Origin of the sequence: Dyadobacter sp. CY261 (genome assembly GCF_021440085.1) — a bacterium.
Classification (GTDB): Bacteria; Bacteroidota; Bacteroidia; order Cytophagales; family Spirosomataceae; genus Dyadobacter.
Window position 1 is genome coordinate 1 of record NZ_JAKCPW010000023.1, and the last position, 18,779, is coordinate 18,779.

Annotated in this window: 11 protein-coding genes; 6 read left to right on the plus strand and 5 right to left on the minus strand. The window is 41.4% G+C overall.

All coding sequences use genetic code 11. From position 1 onward, the window contains the following. From LZD49_RS32900 to LZD49_RS32925, 6 genes are all read left to right on the plus strand, one after another. A partial coding sequence (locus LZD49_RS32900) for an integrase core domain-containing protein (RefSeq protein WP_234672571.1) occupies positions 1-263 on the plus strand: 263 nt, incomplete at its 5' end. 878 nt (positions 264-1,141) lie between these two features. Continuing rightward, entirely contained in the window at positions 1,142-2,071 is a 930-nt protein-coding gene (locus LZD49_RS35900; RefSeq protein WP_234672573.1) for an AraC family transcriptional regulator, read from the plus strand. 80 nt (positions 2,072-2,151) lie between these two features. Next, a complete protein-coding gene (locus LZD49_RS32910) occupies positions 2,152-2,865 on the plus strand; it encodes an SDR family oxidoreductase (RefSeq protein WP_234672577.1) in 714 nt (237 codons plus the stop codon). A gap of 992 nt (positions 2,866-3,857) precedes the next feature. Beyond that, complete coding sequence (locus LZD49_RS32915) at positions 3,858-4,691, plus strand: FUSC family protein (RefSeq protein ID WP_234672579.1); 834 nt, start codon at positions 3,858-3,860, stop codon at positions 4,689-4,691. Further along, positions 4,688-6,160 carry a carboxypeptidase-like regulatory domain-containing protein gene (locus LZD49_RS32920; protein ID WP_234672581.1) on the plus strand — a complete coding sequence of 491 codons (1,473 nt, stop codon included), beginning with the start codon at positions 4,688-4,690 and terminating at the stop codon, positions 6,158-6,160. The genes LZD49_RS32915 and LZD49_RS32920 overlap by 4 nt, the downstream gene beginning before the upstream one ends. 230 nt (positions 6,161-6,390) lie before the next feature. Next, the gene (locus tag LZD49_RS32925) at positions 6,391-7,167 is read left to right on the plus strand and encodes a hypothetical protein (RefSeq protein ID WP_234672583.1); all 777 of its coding nucleotides are present in this window, start codon (positions 6,391-6,393) and stop codon (positions 7,165-7,167) included. A gap of 134 nt (positions 7,168-7,301) precedes the next feature. Here LZD49_RS32925 and LZD49_RS32930 read toward each other — a convergent pair whose 3' ends face one another. From LZD49_RS32930 to LZD49_RS32950, 5 genes are all read right to left on the minus strand, one after another. Further along, positions 7,302-8,243: a hypothetical protein gene (locus LZD49_RS32930; protein ID WP_234672585.1), complete on the minus strand. Its 942-nt coding sequence runs from the start codon at positions 8,241-8,243 to the stop codon at positions 7,302-7,304. Between the two features lie 3 nt (positions 8,244-8,246). Continuing rightward, positions 8,247-9,242 carry a DGQHR domain-containing protein gene (locus LZD49_RS32935; protein ID WP_234672587.1) on the minus strand — a complete coding sequence of 332 codons (996 nt, stop codon included), beginning with the start codon at positions 9,240-9,242 and terminating at the stop codon, positions 8,247-8,249. 601 nt (positions 9,243-9,843) lie between these two features. Next, entirely contained in the window at positions 9,844-12,114 is a 2,271-nt protein-coding gene (gene drmB / locus LZD49_RS32940; RefSeq protein ID WP_234672589.1) for a DUF1998 domain-containing protein, read from the minus strand. A 1-nt stretch (position 12,115) separates the two neighbouring features. Then, positions 12,116-16,375 (minus strand): helicase-related protein, encoded by a 4,260-nt coding sequence (locus LZD49_RS32945; protein ID WP_234672591.1) that lies wholly within the window; start codon positions 16,373-16,375, stop codon positions 12,116-12,118. Beyond that, positions 16,368-18,779 (minus strand): hypothetical protein, encoded by a 2,412-nt coding sequence (locus LZD49_RS32950; protein ID WP_234672593.1) that lies wholly within the window; start codon positions 18,777-18,779, stop codon positions 16,368-16,370. Before LZD49_RS32950 ends, LZD49_RS32945 begins: the two co-directional genes overlap by 8 nt.

Sequence of the window (18,779 nt, forward strand, 5' to 3'; positions counted from 1 at the left end):
AATACACCTGCGGGCATTGGGTAAGCACATTAAGTGATCTGAAAATCCGGATCAGCATGGATGGAAAAGGCAGGGCGACCGACAATGCGCATATCCAGCGGTGGTTCCGGACAATTAAACAGAAATACATCTATCTGAATCCCGAGAAAAACGGCCTTGACCTTTACCAGGGGGTCGCTCGATTTGTCCAACATTACAATTGCAGAAAGCATCAAGGAATAGGCCGCAGAAAACCAATGAATCTTTACCTGAATGCTGCTTAATTTTAATCAATCATAGCCAACTGATGGCCTTAAAAATAGGGAGTACTTCATCAGGCTTAATCTAAATGGAATGAGCCCGGTACAATACCGAGCTCATCATACTAGTCGTTAAATTTTTTAAACCGTCCAACTTTTGGGACACTTACAGTTCAGTCCCTTTGAGGCGCTTTCAGTGATCCCGCTGGAATCATTTTTATCGCCTAACTGTCTCAAAAACAGCAACATTTCAAACGTCAATTTCCAGGTTACCGGATAGGTTACCAGATGAAATGATCGACTTTGTAGTATTTTGATCGATTTCTATCTTCAAATTTACAAACTCAATGCTTGGCTTGCCAGTGATAAACATGTTTTTTTGCCTTAAACCCAATGACAATGTCAAATATCGCTGCCCATGCCTCGGCGCCCGCTTAATCAGTTGTTTGGTTCCAAAGGAAATGTTATTTGAAATGAAAGATGAGATCGGCACAACATTTTTATCACAACCTCCTAAATGATTATCCCATGCGGAACCGGTATCCAAACAAGGATGAAACACAAAGAAGAAGAGTATATCAACGCAGTATTATTTAGAATGACACTGAACGATAAAGCAGCAAATGAACGAGTCTCAGCGAAGCTCGGGCATCGGTCTTTAACGACACGGTTCTTATGTTACGGGCCTGAGGGGAAAGGTTTTTCAGTGGAAAAAAATATCGCTTTCCATCTCAGGCGGCATACAGTAGTAGAGCGGTATCTTAAGAGTCGGTTGTCACAGCTTGGGGCTGCACAATAAATATGCTGGCAGTGTTTTCAAATGGGCATGCAGACAAACAGACGGATATATGTGTTTCGATAACTTTGACAAATAATCTTTGAGCAGTATTTATAAACAGGCAGTGAAAAATAAAAAAGCAGATATCCCAAGATATAGCTTGGACAGGTTCAGGCCGGTACACCGGCAAGACGGTTCCACTACGCCGTTTGGGTATAACCAGATTGGGGAAGTTAAAGTCATTGACGGCTTTGAGCTTTATTCCAGTGAGGGGCTGATCAGCTCGACGGGCCCATTAAAGTCGGCGTTTTACAGGATCAGCATTACGGTCTACGGCACGCTGGATATGAGCATCGGATTGGAAGCTTACAAACATCAGCCACGGACACTATCCTTTACCTCTCCCAACCAGATCTTTTCAAAAAACAATATCAGCCGGGACGCTTTTGGTTATTACATCCTCTTCAATCCCGATTTTCTAAACGATATCCTGCCCGCCGTGAAAGTGGCGGAGGAGTTTCCGTTTTACGATACGACGGGCACACCCGTATTCCAGATCAGTGATCAGGAGCTCAGCAGCATAACTGACCTTATCATTCATATGGATAGTGAATTGCAGCAGCATAGAACCGGACGCGAGAAAGCCATGAAAATGTATTTATACCTACTGCTGCTGGAAGCTAAAAGAAGCTACGAAAGACAGGGGCTAGAAATCAGCCCGGCCACCAGCGACCACCATGCGCTGGTCACACGTTTCAGGAAACTGGTGAGCGTTCATTATCTTGCCAAAAGGCAGGTTTCTGATTATGCGCAGCTGCTTTCGGTTAGCCCTAACTATCTGAACAGGGTCATTAAGGACACCACCGGCAGTACTGCTTCTGCCAGCATCAAAGAGATGTTATTACAGGAAGCCAGATCACTGCTTCGCTATACGGATCAGACCATCAGCGAAATTGCCTACAAACTCGATTTCAGCGACCCCGCATCTTTCAACCGTTTTTTCAGGACGCTGACCGCCGAAACCCCGCTGACATACCGGAACAGGCACCATTGAGACTATACAAAGCATGATCCTGTCAATAAACCTGCCGTAATACTGCGCCACCTTTGCAGCAGGAAAATTAAAAGCAGATTATGGACACATCCCAATTTCAAAACAAAAAAGTCATTGTTGCCGGTGGCACTTCCGGTATCGGCCTGGTCACTGCCCAACTTTTCGCCAATGCCGGTGCAGCAGTAACGGTAACAGGGCGGAACGCAAACAAAGTAAAAAGCAGTCAGCAATCGGGCCTGAATGCAGCGCAGGTTGACAGCTCAGACACCGGAGGCCTGGAAGCTTTTTTCAACAGCCAGGGCGCGATCGATCATCTGGTTATTGCCCTTAGCGGAGGCAAGGGCCTGGGTAATTTCGCAGACCTTTCTTTGCAGGATCTCCGTGAGGGCTTTGAGCAGAAATACTGGGCGCACCTGGCGACGATCAAAGCAGCGCTTCCTTACATGGGCCTTAACGGCAGCATTACTTTGGTGACAGCTATTACCGGCAGCGCCAGAATGCCGGGTACATCCGGCATTGGCGCAATGAACGGTGCGCTGGAAATTATGGTGCCCATCCTGGCCAAAGAATTCAAACAGCTGCGGATCAACGCCGTTTCGCCGGGCGTTGTGGATACCGGGTGGTGGGATTTTCTCACATCTGAAACCAAACAGGAAACCTTCGACTATTATGCTTCCCAAATCCCTGTGGGGCGCATTGCACAACCGGGCGATATAGCCAGTGTCGTCCTGTTTCTGGCAGGAAACGGATACATGACCGGCAAAGTAATCGGCTGTGATGGCGGATTAGCCTGAGCGAAATCAGGATCAAAAAAATAGCATCCTTTCGATGCTATTTTTTTGTCACGACAGCGGATGAGCGCGTTCGATGCGGCTAGCATCGAACTGCACTTAATACGTTTGGTTCCACCAGGAAAAAGAGGAAGTAATCCAATACTGTTTATTATTTTCCGGGCAAATACGTCGGTAATACGTAACAAGCGATGTTTTGATTTATCAGGTGAAAAAAGCTGGAACTATAATCCGTCCAGGCTTTCAAACTACGTATAGCTTGCATGGCTTAGGGATACCCAGGGCGGATTGCCAGCTAGCGATCGTCGATAGCGTCTTACCTCTTCACCACTTTATGTGCAATAACGGTTCCATCGGTATCCTCAATTCGCATAGTATATAATCCCGCCGGGATTCTAACCGTATAAAAATCGCGCTTGATTATCAATAAATTAACTCCTCAGTTGCCACTGGGTGACCGATTGGGTAACCGATTACTTTAGCTCGCTTCAATGCATTTTAGACACCTCACTATCTATCCGATTCAAAAAAAAGAAAAAATTGGGATCTGATCAGATTAAGAATTAGAGAGATAGATTCAGAAAATCATTTTGATCGCACACGACTGAGATTCCACCCAACTACTGCCCTTTCTTGATTTGCAATGATTTACTAAGCAACGGCGTGTTAGTGGCGAAAGTGGATAGATGTAAAAATCACAGTGATAGTCAGCGAATACTAGGACTTAGCATATGTTTATTTCGCCATTCTCAACCTTGTCCTGCCGTTTAATAAGTTTTCGCGTTCTGTATGAGACCGGGCAGAATGGTTATGTAAAATTTAACTAAATTTCTCTAAGTGATTACGAACCGTTTGTGGGGTGCCAGTTAGCCGAGGAGATAGGCACATAATGAATCATGATGAGGCGAATCTCAGTTATAGTAATTATCCACCAATTTTAGGTTTTGGCCGTACCTGTCTATTTTAAGAAATAATTTCACATTATACCGAAGGCAATGGCTGGGTCAGAAGTAGGAGACAATAAGGGGCCTTTGAAAGACATTTTAGATGTCTACTCTATGGCTATCAAGAATTTTAAACTCTTAAAATATTCTTGGGTATTAATTGCCACCATCTGCATTTTGGCTTTGGTAGCTTTTTATAAACTGCAAAACAAGGACGTTTTTCTATATGCTTTGGCTGTGATTTTCATTTCCTTTATCGGATTCTTATTGTCAACGTTACAAGCACAGAATGACAAATTTAAAAAAGCCCTCATCAACGTTCTAATCGCCTCCCTTACGATCACGATGTCAGTTGCTATTTTGAGTTTTGGAAGTTTTATTATTTGGGGGCAACCTGAGCTTTATAAAAACGTGTTTCCAAGTGTTAATAGCCCTTCAGTGGATACAACCTATTCAGAAGCCCTTAACACAGCCAAACGAGACACTATTTCGAGTGACAGTGGTTCGATTGCTAATAAGGCAAATCAAAAAGCAGACAACACTCCAACAAATCAGGAATTGACAAAACTTTCCGACTTACCCAAAGCAGACATCAATAAAGAAAATGTCAAAAAGGTGTCACGTGGAGCCAAGCGTATAGCAAAGATGCATCTTGATACAATGACCAACATACAAGGGCATGTGACCGAAAATAGTCAGGCGATCAAGGGCGCCACAATTTACTATCAAGGAGCAAAGGTAGCTACTTCGAATGAAACTGGTTTTTTCAGAATTCAGATTTATGGTGTAAAACAGGATAACATTCTGATCGATATTAACTGGAAACAAAAAAATGCAAGAAAGCGTGTTGGCATATTTCAAACTGATGTAACTGTAAAACTATGAGGACCGCATTATTGTGCTTAGCGCTGATATTCGCAAATATATTTTTTACCAAGGCGCAAGATATGACCGACGTAGAATTTGTTATTATGGACGAAGAGTCAGGTCAAATGATACGTAAAGGCGAGGTATCGTTAAAGATATTGTATAAGAACTATGGGGCGGGGGCCGATCATGAGTTTGACAATGGAACAACCTCAGTAAAGTATCCGGTTAATACAACGTTGATATACACCATTGTATCAGATGACTATTATCTTAGGCGTGCCCAAGTGATGAGCCTGAATGTACGGAAAGGGGAGCCCAATGTCGTGACAATCGACCTAACGTCTGCCGAAGAAAAAGATATAATAATAAAGGGGAGGGTTAAAAGACCAGATAATTACGACTTACCTGGCTGCCGAGTGCAAATCAGTATGGAGTCTTCTGGTATGAGGGAAACAGTTACTGACAGTTCCGGTTTTTTTCAATTCATTTTAAAGGACAGTAAAAACCTGATTGGAACAGATTTCGTATTAGGGCTACGGCATCCGTCGTACGCGCAATTTGACTCCTTGTGTTTCCTCCGTAAAAAACAACGAATCGTCAGCCTCAACGATTTGACAATTCGCGAAAAGGCCAAGCCAGTCAAAACTGGACACATAAAATTCTACGGTTCACCAAAAGCTCTTGGCAGCATTTTGCTTAGAAGTGAGATTTTTACAATTAGCCTAGCTGGGATTGGCTATTGGAAATTGGTCACCAACAGAGACATTCTCCCGAGTGTAGTTAAACTTAAGCTTGATTGTCGAAATTGTATAACTGATAGCCTCTCAATCAATACCTCAGACCTTATAGGCAAAACATTCGAAGTTGACCTTAGACCCAGAATGTCTTATCCAATCAATGCCTTAAGAGTTTACGGCAGCGGTGAATTTGATATTTTTTCAGGTCCCAATATGGAGCGACGAAGCAGTAATTCTGCTAAGGTTGGCGTCGCGAGAATATTTTCAGTTCTTGGTCATTGGTTTGAGATTGATGCGGCGATAGATGTCTGGAATTCCTGGTTCATTGAGCGTAACAAATACCTAACTCTTCCCGGAAACGAAGGGGCTGTATCAAATTTTTATTTCGTTAAGGCATTACCGCTTTTGCGGGCTCGATACTTTCTTCGCCGCCCTAACGGGACGAGACCATCATGGTATGTCGGATTAAATAGTGCCTATTACCGTCAGTCATTTAAGAGTTTAACATCGGATAAGGAGATTGATGAAGATGAGCATCATTCCTCTTTCTTTGGTCACGGTGTGAATGCCGGTGTTCGCTATAATTTGAATCCTCGCGTTTCCATTTACGGAGAAGCCTGCGTCGATTATTTAAAAGTTTCGAGTATTAATTACCAATTCAATTATTTCGGAAGGGCAGATGAAGCAACGTATCAGCAAACACGTTTGAAGGCGAATTTTAATATTTCGATGAGCTATAACTTATGAAACTTATAAGCTGTCTTAAACTCTTATCCACTTTGTCGTTTTTTTGGCAGCTGCTGTCCTGCAATGACTACAGTTCCACGCCTAACCGTTGTCGGCTCAACTTGTCGGATACGGATTTGTTGAATCTTATTGGCGAAACCAACACAAAGGCGAGTGTTTTCCCCAATACAAAGCTTATTTCTTTTAGTGAATATTCATATTCTAGGAATGGTGTCCGCTATCTGATAAATATGGAGCGTCAACTGACGACTGGAGATTTTTGCTCATTTTTGAAAGAGGTTAGTTTACACTCCTCGGTTCCGAAGTTTATTGTACCTGTTCTTCCTTCCAAGCTGGTTGCTATTTGTATTTCTACCTCTCTTTTGAAGATTAGACTGGATAACAAGAGTGTCGAAAACGTGAACGATATCGTCTGGACTTGGAATTCCGGATTGAAATCTGGCACGATTTCCGGGGGCAAACTAATTGTTGACTACTCGGAGGGAAAAATGGTCAAAGATGGCGTAGTAGGCATGAGTTCAAAGGCAGAGCCGCTTTCAAGTGGAGGATTTTATTTTTTCAGTATGTGGTCTTGGGATGACCAAGGTAAAGAAATCGAATACTCAAGTGCAAATATTCCTTTTATAGTCGAAAAAAGATTCTTTAAATTTCCTTCATTAAGTTTTCTAATTGGCAATCTCGCCGGCACCAGGTATCCTTTTGGTAGCTGGAAACTGCAGGCCGCCACTGATGCGCAATCCGGCCTGCCAATAACGGTGACTGGCGTACCAAATCAATTAAGTTTTGAATTTGATAGTGAAGCATGTGAAGCCGGTTCGCAAGAACCCTACGGTTATCTCGAAGGAAATGTTTTCAGATCTATCACTTTTGATGGCTACAATATAGATATTCAAGATAGCAAGCTTTTTGTTGAAAAATTGGAAGTTCTATTTGTCTGTGAGTCCGAATTGCAATTCAGAACGGTAGTTCGGAACTTGAATGTCATACTGACCTACAGCAAAATTTGATTTTGTCGTAGATCGCGTTATGAAACAAAAATTCAACTTGTGCATCCTCTTGGACAAGCTTAAAACAGATGGGCGAATCTAAAACCGGTTCGCCAGCCAATATGACATGCTAAACAGACTAGTCAACAACTTATTTAATAATCTTGTTTGATATTGTTGTTCTCGAGATAAATTTTTCGTTCCAGTGAAAAATCCTTTCCGTGCTCACTACGTTGCAGATATTCCTTGTACAATTCGGTTATAAAACCTAAAAGGTATGATGATAAAAAACCTATGCTTGCGATTTGACTATTCATATCCGGTGTTAGGTCAACACCCACCAGCCCTTTTAGGAAATCGCTGCGAAAAGAACTCAAATCTACATGCATCACGCTAGCTTCTAAGTCGAGGATTGATGAGTCGCTGTTGTAGTTTAGTCGATTTCTCAACCAAGACGGGTATTCAGTTTTAAAAGCGGCGAAGTGAGAAATAAACGTCTTTATAATCGTTTCCTCCGTTTCATCGCAGTCTGCTAACATTTCTCGAAATGTTGCTTCTAGCTGAATCCAATTTTGCTTATGAATGTTATCGCCCTTGAATGTCAAAGTAATGATTACTGTATCCGTTTCGGTCGTCTCTTTTAGATTAAAGTAATAGTTGCCACTATCCAGAGAAATAACGTCCGAATATACAGCCTGGGAGAAGTCTTCAAGCCGTTTGATTTGCTCGCTGGAAAAAAATATAAAGCCTCGATTTAAAAACCTAAAAAAACATGTTGTCGAAAAAAATGTTAGATAATATAGGGTTACGAAAGACCAGCTTGGGGAGCTGGTTTGTGACTTAATGTAATCAGCATATTGAATGGTAGCTTTATTCATAAAAAGTTCGATCTCACAATGCAATGCACGGTAATAGTCGCTCTTTGAGATTTCTACTTCAACAGATTTTCCTTGAAGCTTATTGAGAGAGATGACATTTTTGGTTATAATGTCTTTAAAGGACCAGTACTGATACTTTTTTCTAGCAATACCGTAGCTAACCAACGGAAGAACGTGTTGATTCCGAATTTTCAAAAAATTATCTCCATAAAGTCCCATACATTAGAATAAATCACCGCCGTTTAACAGGTTATAGCGTCGTTCGTACTCATTCAATTCTTTCCTCATGTCCGATACAACTTTATTAAATGTTGCGTTGCCAGTGCCGGTATACGAGTCAAAATTCAGCCTCGAAACTGGTTCCATAACATTAATGAATGACTCAACCTTAAGGTCTCCATGTTCTCGTAGTGCCTTGTCAACGGCCTCATGGAAAATTGCAAACAATGCCCTGAAAAAAGTCGCATTCGTTAATTTTGCTTTTTCTGATTTGCTTCGTTTGAAAATTTTCTCCGCGGCTTCCAAATAATTTCTCACGCCTTTATAGATTGTATCATTATCCTTATCTAAGAAGAAGCCACTCTCGAATATATCGTTAGTGGACTGGTTAAAAGAAACTCTGGTGATCTTTCCCACTTTACTTTTGGAAGGAGACAAAAGCCCCGCCATAATGCTTTCTCGATTAAGTCGATCGAAGAGCTGCCGTTGGCGTTCCTCCTTTTTTGTCTCTGTTCCTGAGAGATTCTTTATATCCAAGAGGAGAGTCGTGGGAACTCCCTTTTGTGTCGTATTGATATCAATGAAAAGATTCACTTCCTGTGTAGTATTTAGCTTGTTGAAGATAACAACCGGTATTACATATTCTTTCGTTGCTTTCAACAGCCCGAACAGTCTATGCTGCCCATCTAGGACCATAAAGCTGTTAGTAGCTGTTTGGAACGATATTTCACCTTTACCCGAATCAAAAGCGAAGCGAGCAGTATCCTGGGCACTTAAAATTAAAGCTGAAGGGATTGTCCCTTTCAATTCATCCAGATACCGGGCAATATCTTTTGCGCGTGATTCATTTAATGTGCGCTGGAACCCTTTTTCGGCATCTTCGTCCCTTCGCGCAACGAAGCAAACCGATTTTAATACAGAGTTCGGAAGTACGGAAATATAGAATACCTTGTCATTCTGTTTGCACTCAAGGGTTTTGTATCGGACTGTTTTTGCCATGGATTATTGATTTTATTTTAATGTTTGAGTGTCATTACATCGCATATATCGATACCGAGTATCGAATGTAACTGAAATAGCTGACGTATTTGAAGGAAAAGAAGAGGTTTTATGATCTGCTCCATCGCTTTCGATTGATGTTAGTGTCCAATGTTGTTTCTGTCGGCAACATTTCAATATTTGCAAAACTGGAAATTCCTGGACTTTAGATTTCTCACCACCTCGCGGAAATCCCAAGTAGAAATGGAACGACCTAAAAAGACTCCGCCGGTTGTTTATTCGCAATTTTGTAGGTGGAGGTTTATGTCTTTGGCCTCGGTTGCCCCTTTTTGTCCAATCATGTCCAAAATAGTATTTGCAGCTAATCACCTAAGCAGTCATAGAGTCATAACGAAAAAAAAATGTCGATCAGTCGGCGACAATTTTATTAATCCTTGAACCCAATTTTAGCAAGACACCTCTTTGGCTCATATAACGTCTACTATACAGTTTTACCGGTACATACGTGTTAGATCTTTCATAGCGCGGGTCTGTGAAAGAGCGTCAACTCCATGAAAGAGCATAAGGTTCATAACTCCCTAGTGACAATGTCAATTTTAAATCATTCCGCCAAAAGGTGCTTAAAGTAGCCGAACTGTTCGTCGACAAGTACTCTTCGATCCAATGCTAGGTTCATTTCCTCGCATGCAGTCTCGGCGACAAGTCCACATGAAAAGCATGCCGAAAGATTCAGATCAAAAATTCCCTGACCTTCAGATTCCCAGCACAAAGGATCGGATGAACAGTTGATTGAACGCTCTAAGCCTTTTTTTATAATTTCCAATATCCTCTTCGGCTCACCCTGTGAAACGAGACCACCCATGCTACCTTCTGATCCCTCGGCCGTATATATTAGCACACCGGCCATTTTTCGCTCAGGACTTTCTGAGATAAATAGGCGTTCCTTGAGACTAGCTGTCGGATATCCGCAGGAGAATTCAAGTTCGCGCATCATTAAATGTGAAAATGAATGTATCAAAAATTGTTTATAGCGATTGTTGTATACTTTCATTTTTGAACTTAGCCCCTGAGCATCAGCCATTGGTCGCTGATTTATGTGCTTTGAAAAACGGGTCTGCAAAACTTCTTCGTGATCTGTCATCCATTTTTGTAGGTACTCTTCGGAGAATTCAAAAAACAGTCCCTCCCCAATTGTCTCGTTCGCGGGAAGCACGAAAACCGCCTTTGGATTTGTGGAGAAAACATTCTTTCCCCGCACGGATTCCTGAACAATACCATCGACGACAATTCTTTCCTTCGGTTTAACTCTCGCGAAATCGAGCTGGACATTCGTTACCCTAAGTTCCTCTACTTGCTGAACCTTCTTAAAATAGTTCTGTAAGGGTAGAGGCAGCTCGATGTCAGCAAAGCTGATCCCGACATCATTCGATGCTGGTATAAACGTATTTTGAGAAAAACATCTGAATTCTTGCCATCGGTATTTCTCGTATTCATCTACACTTTCGTCGTCCTTGGGCTGTTCCAGAAATGCCGCTTCAAGCTGCGCTTTGAATTCATCAATGTTATCAACCTGTAGGTCGTTGTCTATTATGAAATCGTTGATATCAAACTTTTGAGCCCAATATTGCACTCGGGAAATTTCCAGCCTTTCTAAGTATTTGTTATATTTTCTCCCCAGAACATCCATGGCTTCAATTATTTCCTTGGACTTGTCATCTGCCAAATGTAACGGGATAAATAAACTGGAGAAGCCCGTCGCGTAGTACACGTTGTTTGCCGTTACTAGAGCCACCTTCATTTTTTCATGGCCGTTCTGTGGTATCTCTCTTACATAGCAGGATTCTACTGGGATACCGCGAACCTCCGCTATATCAATCTCCCAAGGCTTTTGTCCAATACAGGTCGGTTCTAACGAGTTGATTCCTTCAAGATTTATTTTTGGTTTCTCATTATTGATCCCTGACCCAAGTTTACAGTTCAAACATTCGATATGGACACTCGCATAACCCTCGGACTTGGTCTTGCTTTCTGTCCATTTTAGCTTTGGACTTCCGCAACAAGGCCTTCCCATTTGCGTCGAGAGGAGTTCCTCGCCTTTATCACTCGGCGGTCGTTGATGAAGTGCTTTTTCAGTTTTCCACCTTAGGTAATTTGCCCAGGGAATGTCGGAGAGGTGGCCATTGGGACAAATGAGAACAAGATTTGTCTGATCAAGAACTTTGTACTCACGCATTGTAATTGTATTGCCGTCCTCGTTCTTGACATTAATCTCTCTAACAAATTTGCTCGCATCTCTTGGAGGAGCGAAGTTATCAAGCCTCAAAGTAGAGGGAAATTTTTTGCACTCTTTCTCCCACAGTTCTCCCCATTCACTGATTAACTTTAAATCGCCATCGCTGTTTCTAAACCACTTTGGAAAGTGAGTAGCACTTACCATGTAGTTCTTTGCAGCCCCCTTATGTTCTTCGCCGGATTTTTGTAGGGCTGCCTTAATTGGATGGCTCTTCCATTTTGGCGTGTTAAACTTCTCATCCAAAGCCATGTGAGGAACTTCAACGAAGCAAACTAGATTTTCGATTTCTCTTTCTTTCTTAATGAAATTGATGAATCGCTGGTCATCCACAAATTGTAATCCTCGATTCATGATTTCCAATTTACTCAGAGCATACACTTTTTTATCATCAGAATTATTTGATCTAATTCCTTCAATTTTTGCATTTGCCCACTTTATGAAATTCCATTTATTGATGTCAGAGATTAATACATATGACCCTAACTTACTTGTAAGAATCGAGCCGACGCCTGCGGTCGATGACAGGAGCTTGTACTTTCCGACTCCCTGGTTATATTGATGTTGCTTTATGATTTTCATTCTATTTGGGGTAGATTTTTACGGCTGCTTCGGGTTCAATTACCCGAAGTGACATTGGAATTTGCCATTTTTTGCTGTGTATATTCGCTTCGTATTCTTCGACGTCAACATAAAGTTGTTCTTGGGATGGAGTTGACCTAACGGCTTTATTATTGAACACAAAGTCCATATTCGCAGTAAGTGCTTTGTCTGATTGCTCTTTCCAGTCGAATATTGCCTTGAGAATCCAACTTTCAATATATTCTACATTCTCCTTGGTGATCAACCCTTTTAGAGAGTCATCAAGTCGCGAACTTCTTTCTTGCCTTCTCAGGAAGTAGCTAGCGAGGTCGTCGGCCATTTTCTTGAGCTCTAATTCAGACATTGACGAAATCCTATCTGCCGAGTCTCGATCGATGAAGCCCACTTGGTGTCGAATCATCGTCGCTAAATACAGTCCCATGTATCGATCGATTGCTTTTTTTGTAAATGGAGTTATTGAAATTGGCTCGACATAACTATACATCTTTTCATGAAATTCGATGAATTTCTCATAGTGTGAAATGTCCCTAGCCCGGAATGGATGATGCACCGTCAAGACCAGTCCATAATTATTTCGTGCTACCCGGCTACTTGCTTGAATATATTCCGCTGTATTTCTTGGCATTGAGTTCATTATAATGAGATTGAACCGTGACACATCAATTCCAACGGAAATCATATTTGTTGCAACAACGAACTCGGGAGGAACCTTTCCTCTGACTGTCTCAGTCTCCTGTTTCCACGCAAAACGATTTTTGGCCCGCCACGTTTCTTCTACATTTTCGAGTTCATTTTTTACCTCTTCGCCTGAAAGTCGCCCGGTTAACTCCGATTCTCGCATCGGCCCATACGTATACAGAGCATGCATCAACTTTTGTGGCCGTACCACACGGGTGAAAACCCTTCTCACTTCCTTAAGAATATAGGTCTGGACTTGGGACTGCGTCTTGCCGACCTCTTTCAAGCTATTGAAATAGGAGATTATTGTGTGGTAGAAATCCATTGCTTTTTCGAAAGTCTCATATTGTTCGAAATCCAGTGGGCTAGCGTTTTCCAATTGTCTTAGCTCAAAAATAGCTCGATGAGTCATAATTATTGCAGCCAGTCTCATTTGCATCCATATTTGCGTTCTTCCGGTGGGAAGAATCCCGAGGTACTTTCTCTTGGAAAGAAATTGTTCACCATTTCTCGCTGCATCAGTAAACACTCGCCTGTAGAACGCAAAAAAAGAGTCGTCACATTCCACCCCTGGCTTCGGAAAAAGATTGACTTCTCGATCAAAAATGGCAGCTATTTGTAACTGCGTATTTCTGGTAGTAGCAGTTGAAGATATAATTTTCGGCCTTCTCCCATTTTCCGATGTACACAATTGATCGACCGCTGTTTCAAAAAGTGCGACAGCGGAACCGAGCGGTCCTAAAAGTAAGTGTAGCTCATCCTGAATAATTAGGTCAGGTGGTAAGTAACCGCCCACGGGCTTACCTGCTTCCCATGTGCCTTTCCCAAATATCCTTCGAGAATCACTATTTTGGTCATTTGCATTTCCATTCACTTTGTGCGCTAACTGAGCAAACTTATCGACGGTTCCAAACAGGAGCGTTGGCGGTTGCTGATATATTGATTCATCACAAAGGTTAACCGGAATTGGTCCTTTCGATATATCCTCATCAAAAAAGTCTGCTTCAGTATAGCTACATTTGTTGTTATCACAAAATAGGTGCACTTTATTAAAATTGTAAACATCATTTCGGTTACTTATCGCATTACCGGTAGGGCAAGGTCTCAATTCTGATCCACACCACGGACAATTTGAAAAAGGAATTTTATTGCTTCTTCCGTTGCTAAGATTGTTAAACTCTACAAGTAGGTCTTCGATTCTATTTGGAAGTGATTTATCGCCCACCCAAAGGCCGATTGTGATTGGCTCAGCCCCAAGGCCATACATATCCCAACGCCTAAGCTGTTCAAGCGCCATGACCATCATTGTAGCACGTTGAAATTGCTGCATTGTCAGAAGGCGTAAAGTGTACCGCATTATAGCGGCTGTTCCTCCACCGCTTTCCTTGGTGAGTCGTCGTCGATTAATAATGGTTAAAGCAATTAATCCTAAGTATGCTTCGGTTTTGCCGCCTCCAGTTGGAAACCACACGAGATCGACTAGATTATTTCTAGCCTCCCATTGGGGATCATCGCCAAGCTGGAAGATTCCGTCTAAATTTAGAAGAATGAAGGCCAATTGGAATGCTCGCCAAGACGCCGACTCTTCAGTCGGAAACAACCTGTCGCTAGCGTGTGTCCTGTAAAAATCAAAATCGAATTTTTTAAATGCTTCGTCATTAAAGAACGAACGAACTCCATCTTCTTTGACCTTAATAGAGTGCCAAAGTTGAATGAACATCGCAGTATTCATTAGCCGAAAAGACATTACATGTTCGGTGTTTTCATTTCCTGAGAGTAGTTGGATGACGTTTTTTCGCATCCTACGGTAGTCTTTTTCACATTTATCCAGTTCCTGTGTTGCAATATGAACAAATTCGCCTTGGTACTTTTTCCTTTTGTTAGATATCCAACTGCCGTAAGCGTCTATAAAACTTAAAAGCGACGCCACAATCTCCTCATCGGACGCATCGGATAACTTCGAGAGCCATTTAAACTCTTGCACCTTCGTATTTGTCAAGAATTTCGCGGCCACGAAATCTTGTCCGTTCCGATCCAGAACCGCTGCCTTCGTTTTGTCTCTTGGAATTGGATCGACATCAGGGATTTCGCACGCGGGTATGTACTCTGTTTGGATAGTCTGCACGTCGCTCATATTATCCCACTTTACTGAACAACCATGGCCGATACCAAAGTCATTATATTGAGAGTATATGAATTGTGTGGTCGTGTCCTCATCGAACATGCCGTTTTTAGCACCGTAAGCTTGATTATTATATGGAACAAGGTACTCGCTTGTTATAGATGCATTTACGCCAAAAAAGCACTTTTGATTTACAAGCTCATTGAAAGTTGAGTAATACCGGCTACGATTTTGCAGACCCTCATCATAGGGTGAACTGGTGTTGACGATTTGAACCTTTAAGAAAAAGCTGCCTTTGTCTCGCCTGCTGTCACGAGTTAGTTGAAGGTTTACAGATAGTGACGCGAAGTCCTGTTGTTGACCAACGTCGAATAAACATATGTCCTTTAAACCTTTTTTTTCGGAACTTCCATTTCCAAAAACAGTTATCGTTTCGCTGTACTCTTTGTCCTTGTTATATAAAAACACCTTTTTTCTCTGATCCTTCGGGAAGTCGATGTTATCGATAATTATTATTTTCTGGACACTTTCTGACTGCCAAATGCCGTATCCATCCAAATTTATGTCTATTAAATTTTTCAGATGATCTGTAAAATTTTCGAAGAGTTCGATCTTCTGGGTAATTTTGTAGAGCTCAATTTTTTTTGAATTATCGTGAATTGTATTTTTTAGTTCGTAGTAAATAGATGACTTTAAATTACTTAAGTAAGTATTCTCCACTTTCAAATTGGTCAGCGGAACTATGCGTACCGTATCGGAATGCCAAACCGCCGCAGCACTCTTCTGAATATTCAGCAATGTGAACTTCAACGCTTTTAGCTGATCAATAGTCTGCTTTGATAGCAAAAGAACATTGTTCCCGTATACGGTTCGCAAACTGAATTGATTTAGAGAATATATATTTAATAAGCGTTCGACTTCATCTTTATCTATCTCACAAAGAACACCATATCGTTCGTTGAATTTTCCTTTTCGATCCTGCTTGATCTTTCTGTAATACCTGAAAGAAACTTTCACGGCAATAGTGCCCGCCAGAAGGCATTTCTCATCGAGACAGCAAGAGAATCCCATTGTTTTCGGGAACATTTGGTTTAGCTCAACTGGATCGGATGTGTCAATATCGTCTTCCGTGTTTTCGTCTAAGCTAGCATCCGCAGGCTGACCATCGGGATCAGTGTATTCATTGACATCTCGGGAAACTCCGAGTCTTGATGTTCCACTCGAATCTTCGGGGAACAATATCCCTGTACTGTAAATAGCAGCGGGAACAATGTCTAGAATTTCATTATGATAGTCTATCGGATGGGCCTCCGCTATCGACTTCTGTGTGAGCATAACGTCGTCGATGTCAATGTATCTATAGCCCGCTATTCCGGGACCAATTGTTTGTTCACGTATGAATTGTTCGAGGGTATTACGTTTTTCAAATATCTTATTCATTGTATATCTTTTCTAAGGTCACAATTTCAAAAAGTCTTAGTTCAGGTATAATCAATTCCACTAAGGTCACAAGATTTCCGAGTAGATGGTTTTCATCTATACCAAGCTCATCGAGCGGGTGATTTTTCTTATAAAAAGTTAATCTATCGACCAAAACTGCTTGAGGATCGACCCCTACATCGAAGCAACCGTCATTAAATAGGTCCTTTAACAACAAGTTCATTTGACGGGTGCTATGTCTACTAGATTGTTTCGCGGAATTCTTGAGTCTTTGGACGATTACAAAATAAGTTCGCGGCAGATTGAGGTATTCACATAGAGATAGGAAAACGTTCCTACTTAATGGGCTTGTCGAGTCACTACCTGGATTTATCCATGTATTCTTATAGTGCTGGAATGATACTATGTTCAGCCTCCTCGTCCTTAGATAGTCCCGCAAGTTCTCATAAGCAGACACTTCTCCGTGTTTACTTGCTTGTTCTTTGAGCAATACCTTCCAAAGGCTTCCCGCGGTATCGATTTCAAGTTGAAATTGTTTTCGGATCACTCTCAGTTCTTGTTCCTGAACTGTCGTATCAACAATTTTATCATAAATATTAATATCCTCTTGAATATCATCCAAATTCTGAATTACAAGCGAGTCGTCCCCCTCATGAAAGTTTTCAAAGATATTTGCCATCCTATCTACTCTATAGACTCCATTATTAAAATTATTGAAGATAAATAAGTCGGACGACGTGTAGGTTCTGGCTTTCCCGGCTTTGTATCTTATTCGATATGTTTCCCCAATTTTTGAACTTGAGTATTGGTTTTCTTGACTCCAATCTAAGTTCATCTTCTTTTTCGGAATCGAATAATTTAGTTTCTGTTGGAGCTCCCCCCAGGCGAAGTGCTTCCGCCGAATATCATGAGACAAAAAGTGAATTCTATCGCGATTAAATGCGTATAGAGACCATTGATAGCGGAGACGGAAGAGAAAACTAACGTACACCGCAATGATCATGTTGCAAGTTGCAAGCGCTGATTCAAATATGTTCGGAAGGATATGGTTTGGAAATCTTCCTTGATCTTGGTAGCACAGTAGTAAGATATTAGAATCGATCAGGTTTTCCACAGCGGCCCATGAGGCAATTTTATTCGCCCCGCCCAGGCCAAGTGCATCTGAAATTTTCAAGGTCAATTCCTGGCTAGCCACCACAAGATCAGAAACTACAATTATACTGTCATTACTCACGAATTTCGCTATTTCTAGATTGTGTTCTGATTGTATGATTAAATCAAATACGTTGTCAAGTAGATTTCTAATCCGTGCCAAGGTGTCTATATCAAGTTCACTAATTGCTTCTTTAGTTGAATTTGATATAAACTTTGAATCATCGTGGCCAAACAAATCGGAAATCAGATAGTTTTTGATGTCTTCATTGTAGCATAAGGAATATATATTCAATAGTTTTATTGACCGAAGCTCGTATAATTCTCTAATTGTTGTTTCCGTTACAAAAGCGTCCCAAAAATGTGAATTCTCTATACCTGTGAAATGAACTGATATTTGGTTACAACCAGACTGATCTAAAAGCGATTCCATCGCGGTTATTACGTATGATGAATTAGCTGGGATCTTATACCGTTCATTTATAAGGTCTCTTCGAGATTTTGATCGGTAGAAGGATTTCGGCGTTGGCGACCATGAAAATACTAGCAATTGCTCAAAGTTGGTTCTGTGATTTTTGTTTAAGTCAGCGAGTCGGATAAAATTCAATTCTCCAAACCTCTTAATGCTACTTTCACAATCGAAGAGAACGATCTTTTTAGCTACTTTTAGAAGCGGGGTATTTCCGACCTTCAATTTAGAAATGTTGTCGAACTTTTCCGTATTATAGATTACATACGAATGTGCATCTATATTATTTATTTGCGCAGTGGATATAAATGTTGGATTATCATGCATGACCTGGCGAAGTCTTTCCGCCATTGCCATGTGAAGGTTTAACAAGGTTTCTGGTAGAAGTGATGCAGTACCTTTGAGGGTCTCATAGAAGCCTAAATGTTGCCGCTGCCTTCTTTTTTCATTCCTAAGTTTTGTTAGCTGTGCTTTAGAGACTCTTTCTGGGGCTTGAATTGGCTGTTGAGCTTTTGCTCTTAAATAGTTAATTGTGTCAGTTACTGTCGTACTCTCGGGGCTGCCGTTGTCGTTATTTATTGACATCCGAAAGTAAAACTGCCAGATAAATTCGGCTATTAATAATTTCCCGTCTTCCGGAACATGTTCTTGGAACTGCACGTGAAACGCCTTTAGGTGACTTTTATCTAAATTCTCCACCTCAATTAATAAGCAGTAGAGATATTGCAAGGTCTTCTCATAGCGAGACTTGCCAGGCGCTGTAAGAACCTCAAATAGCTCCAA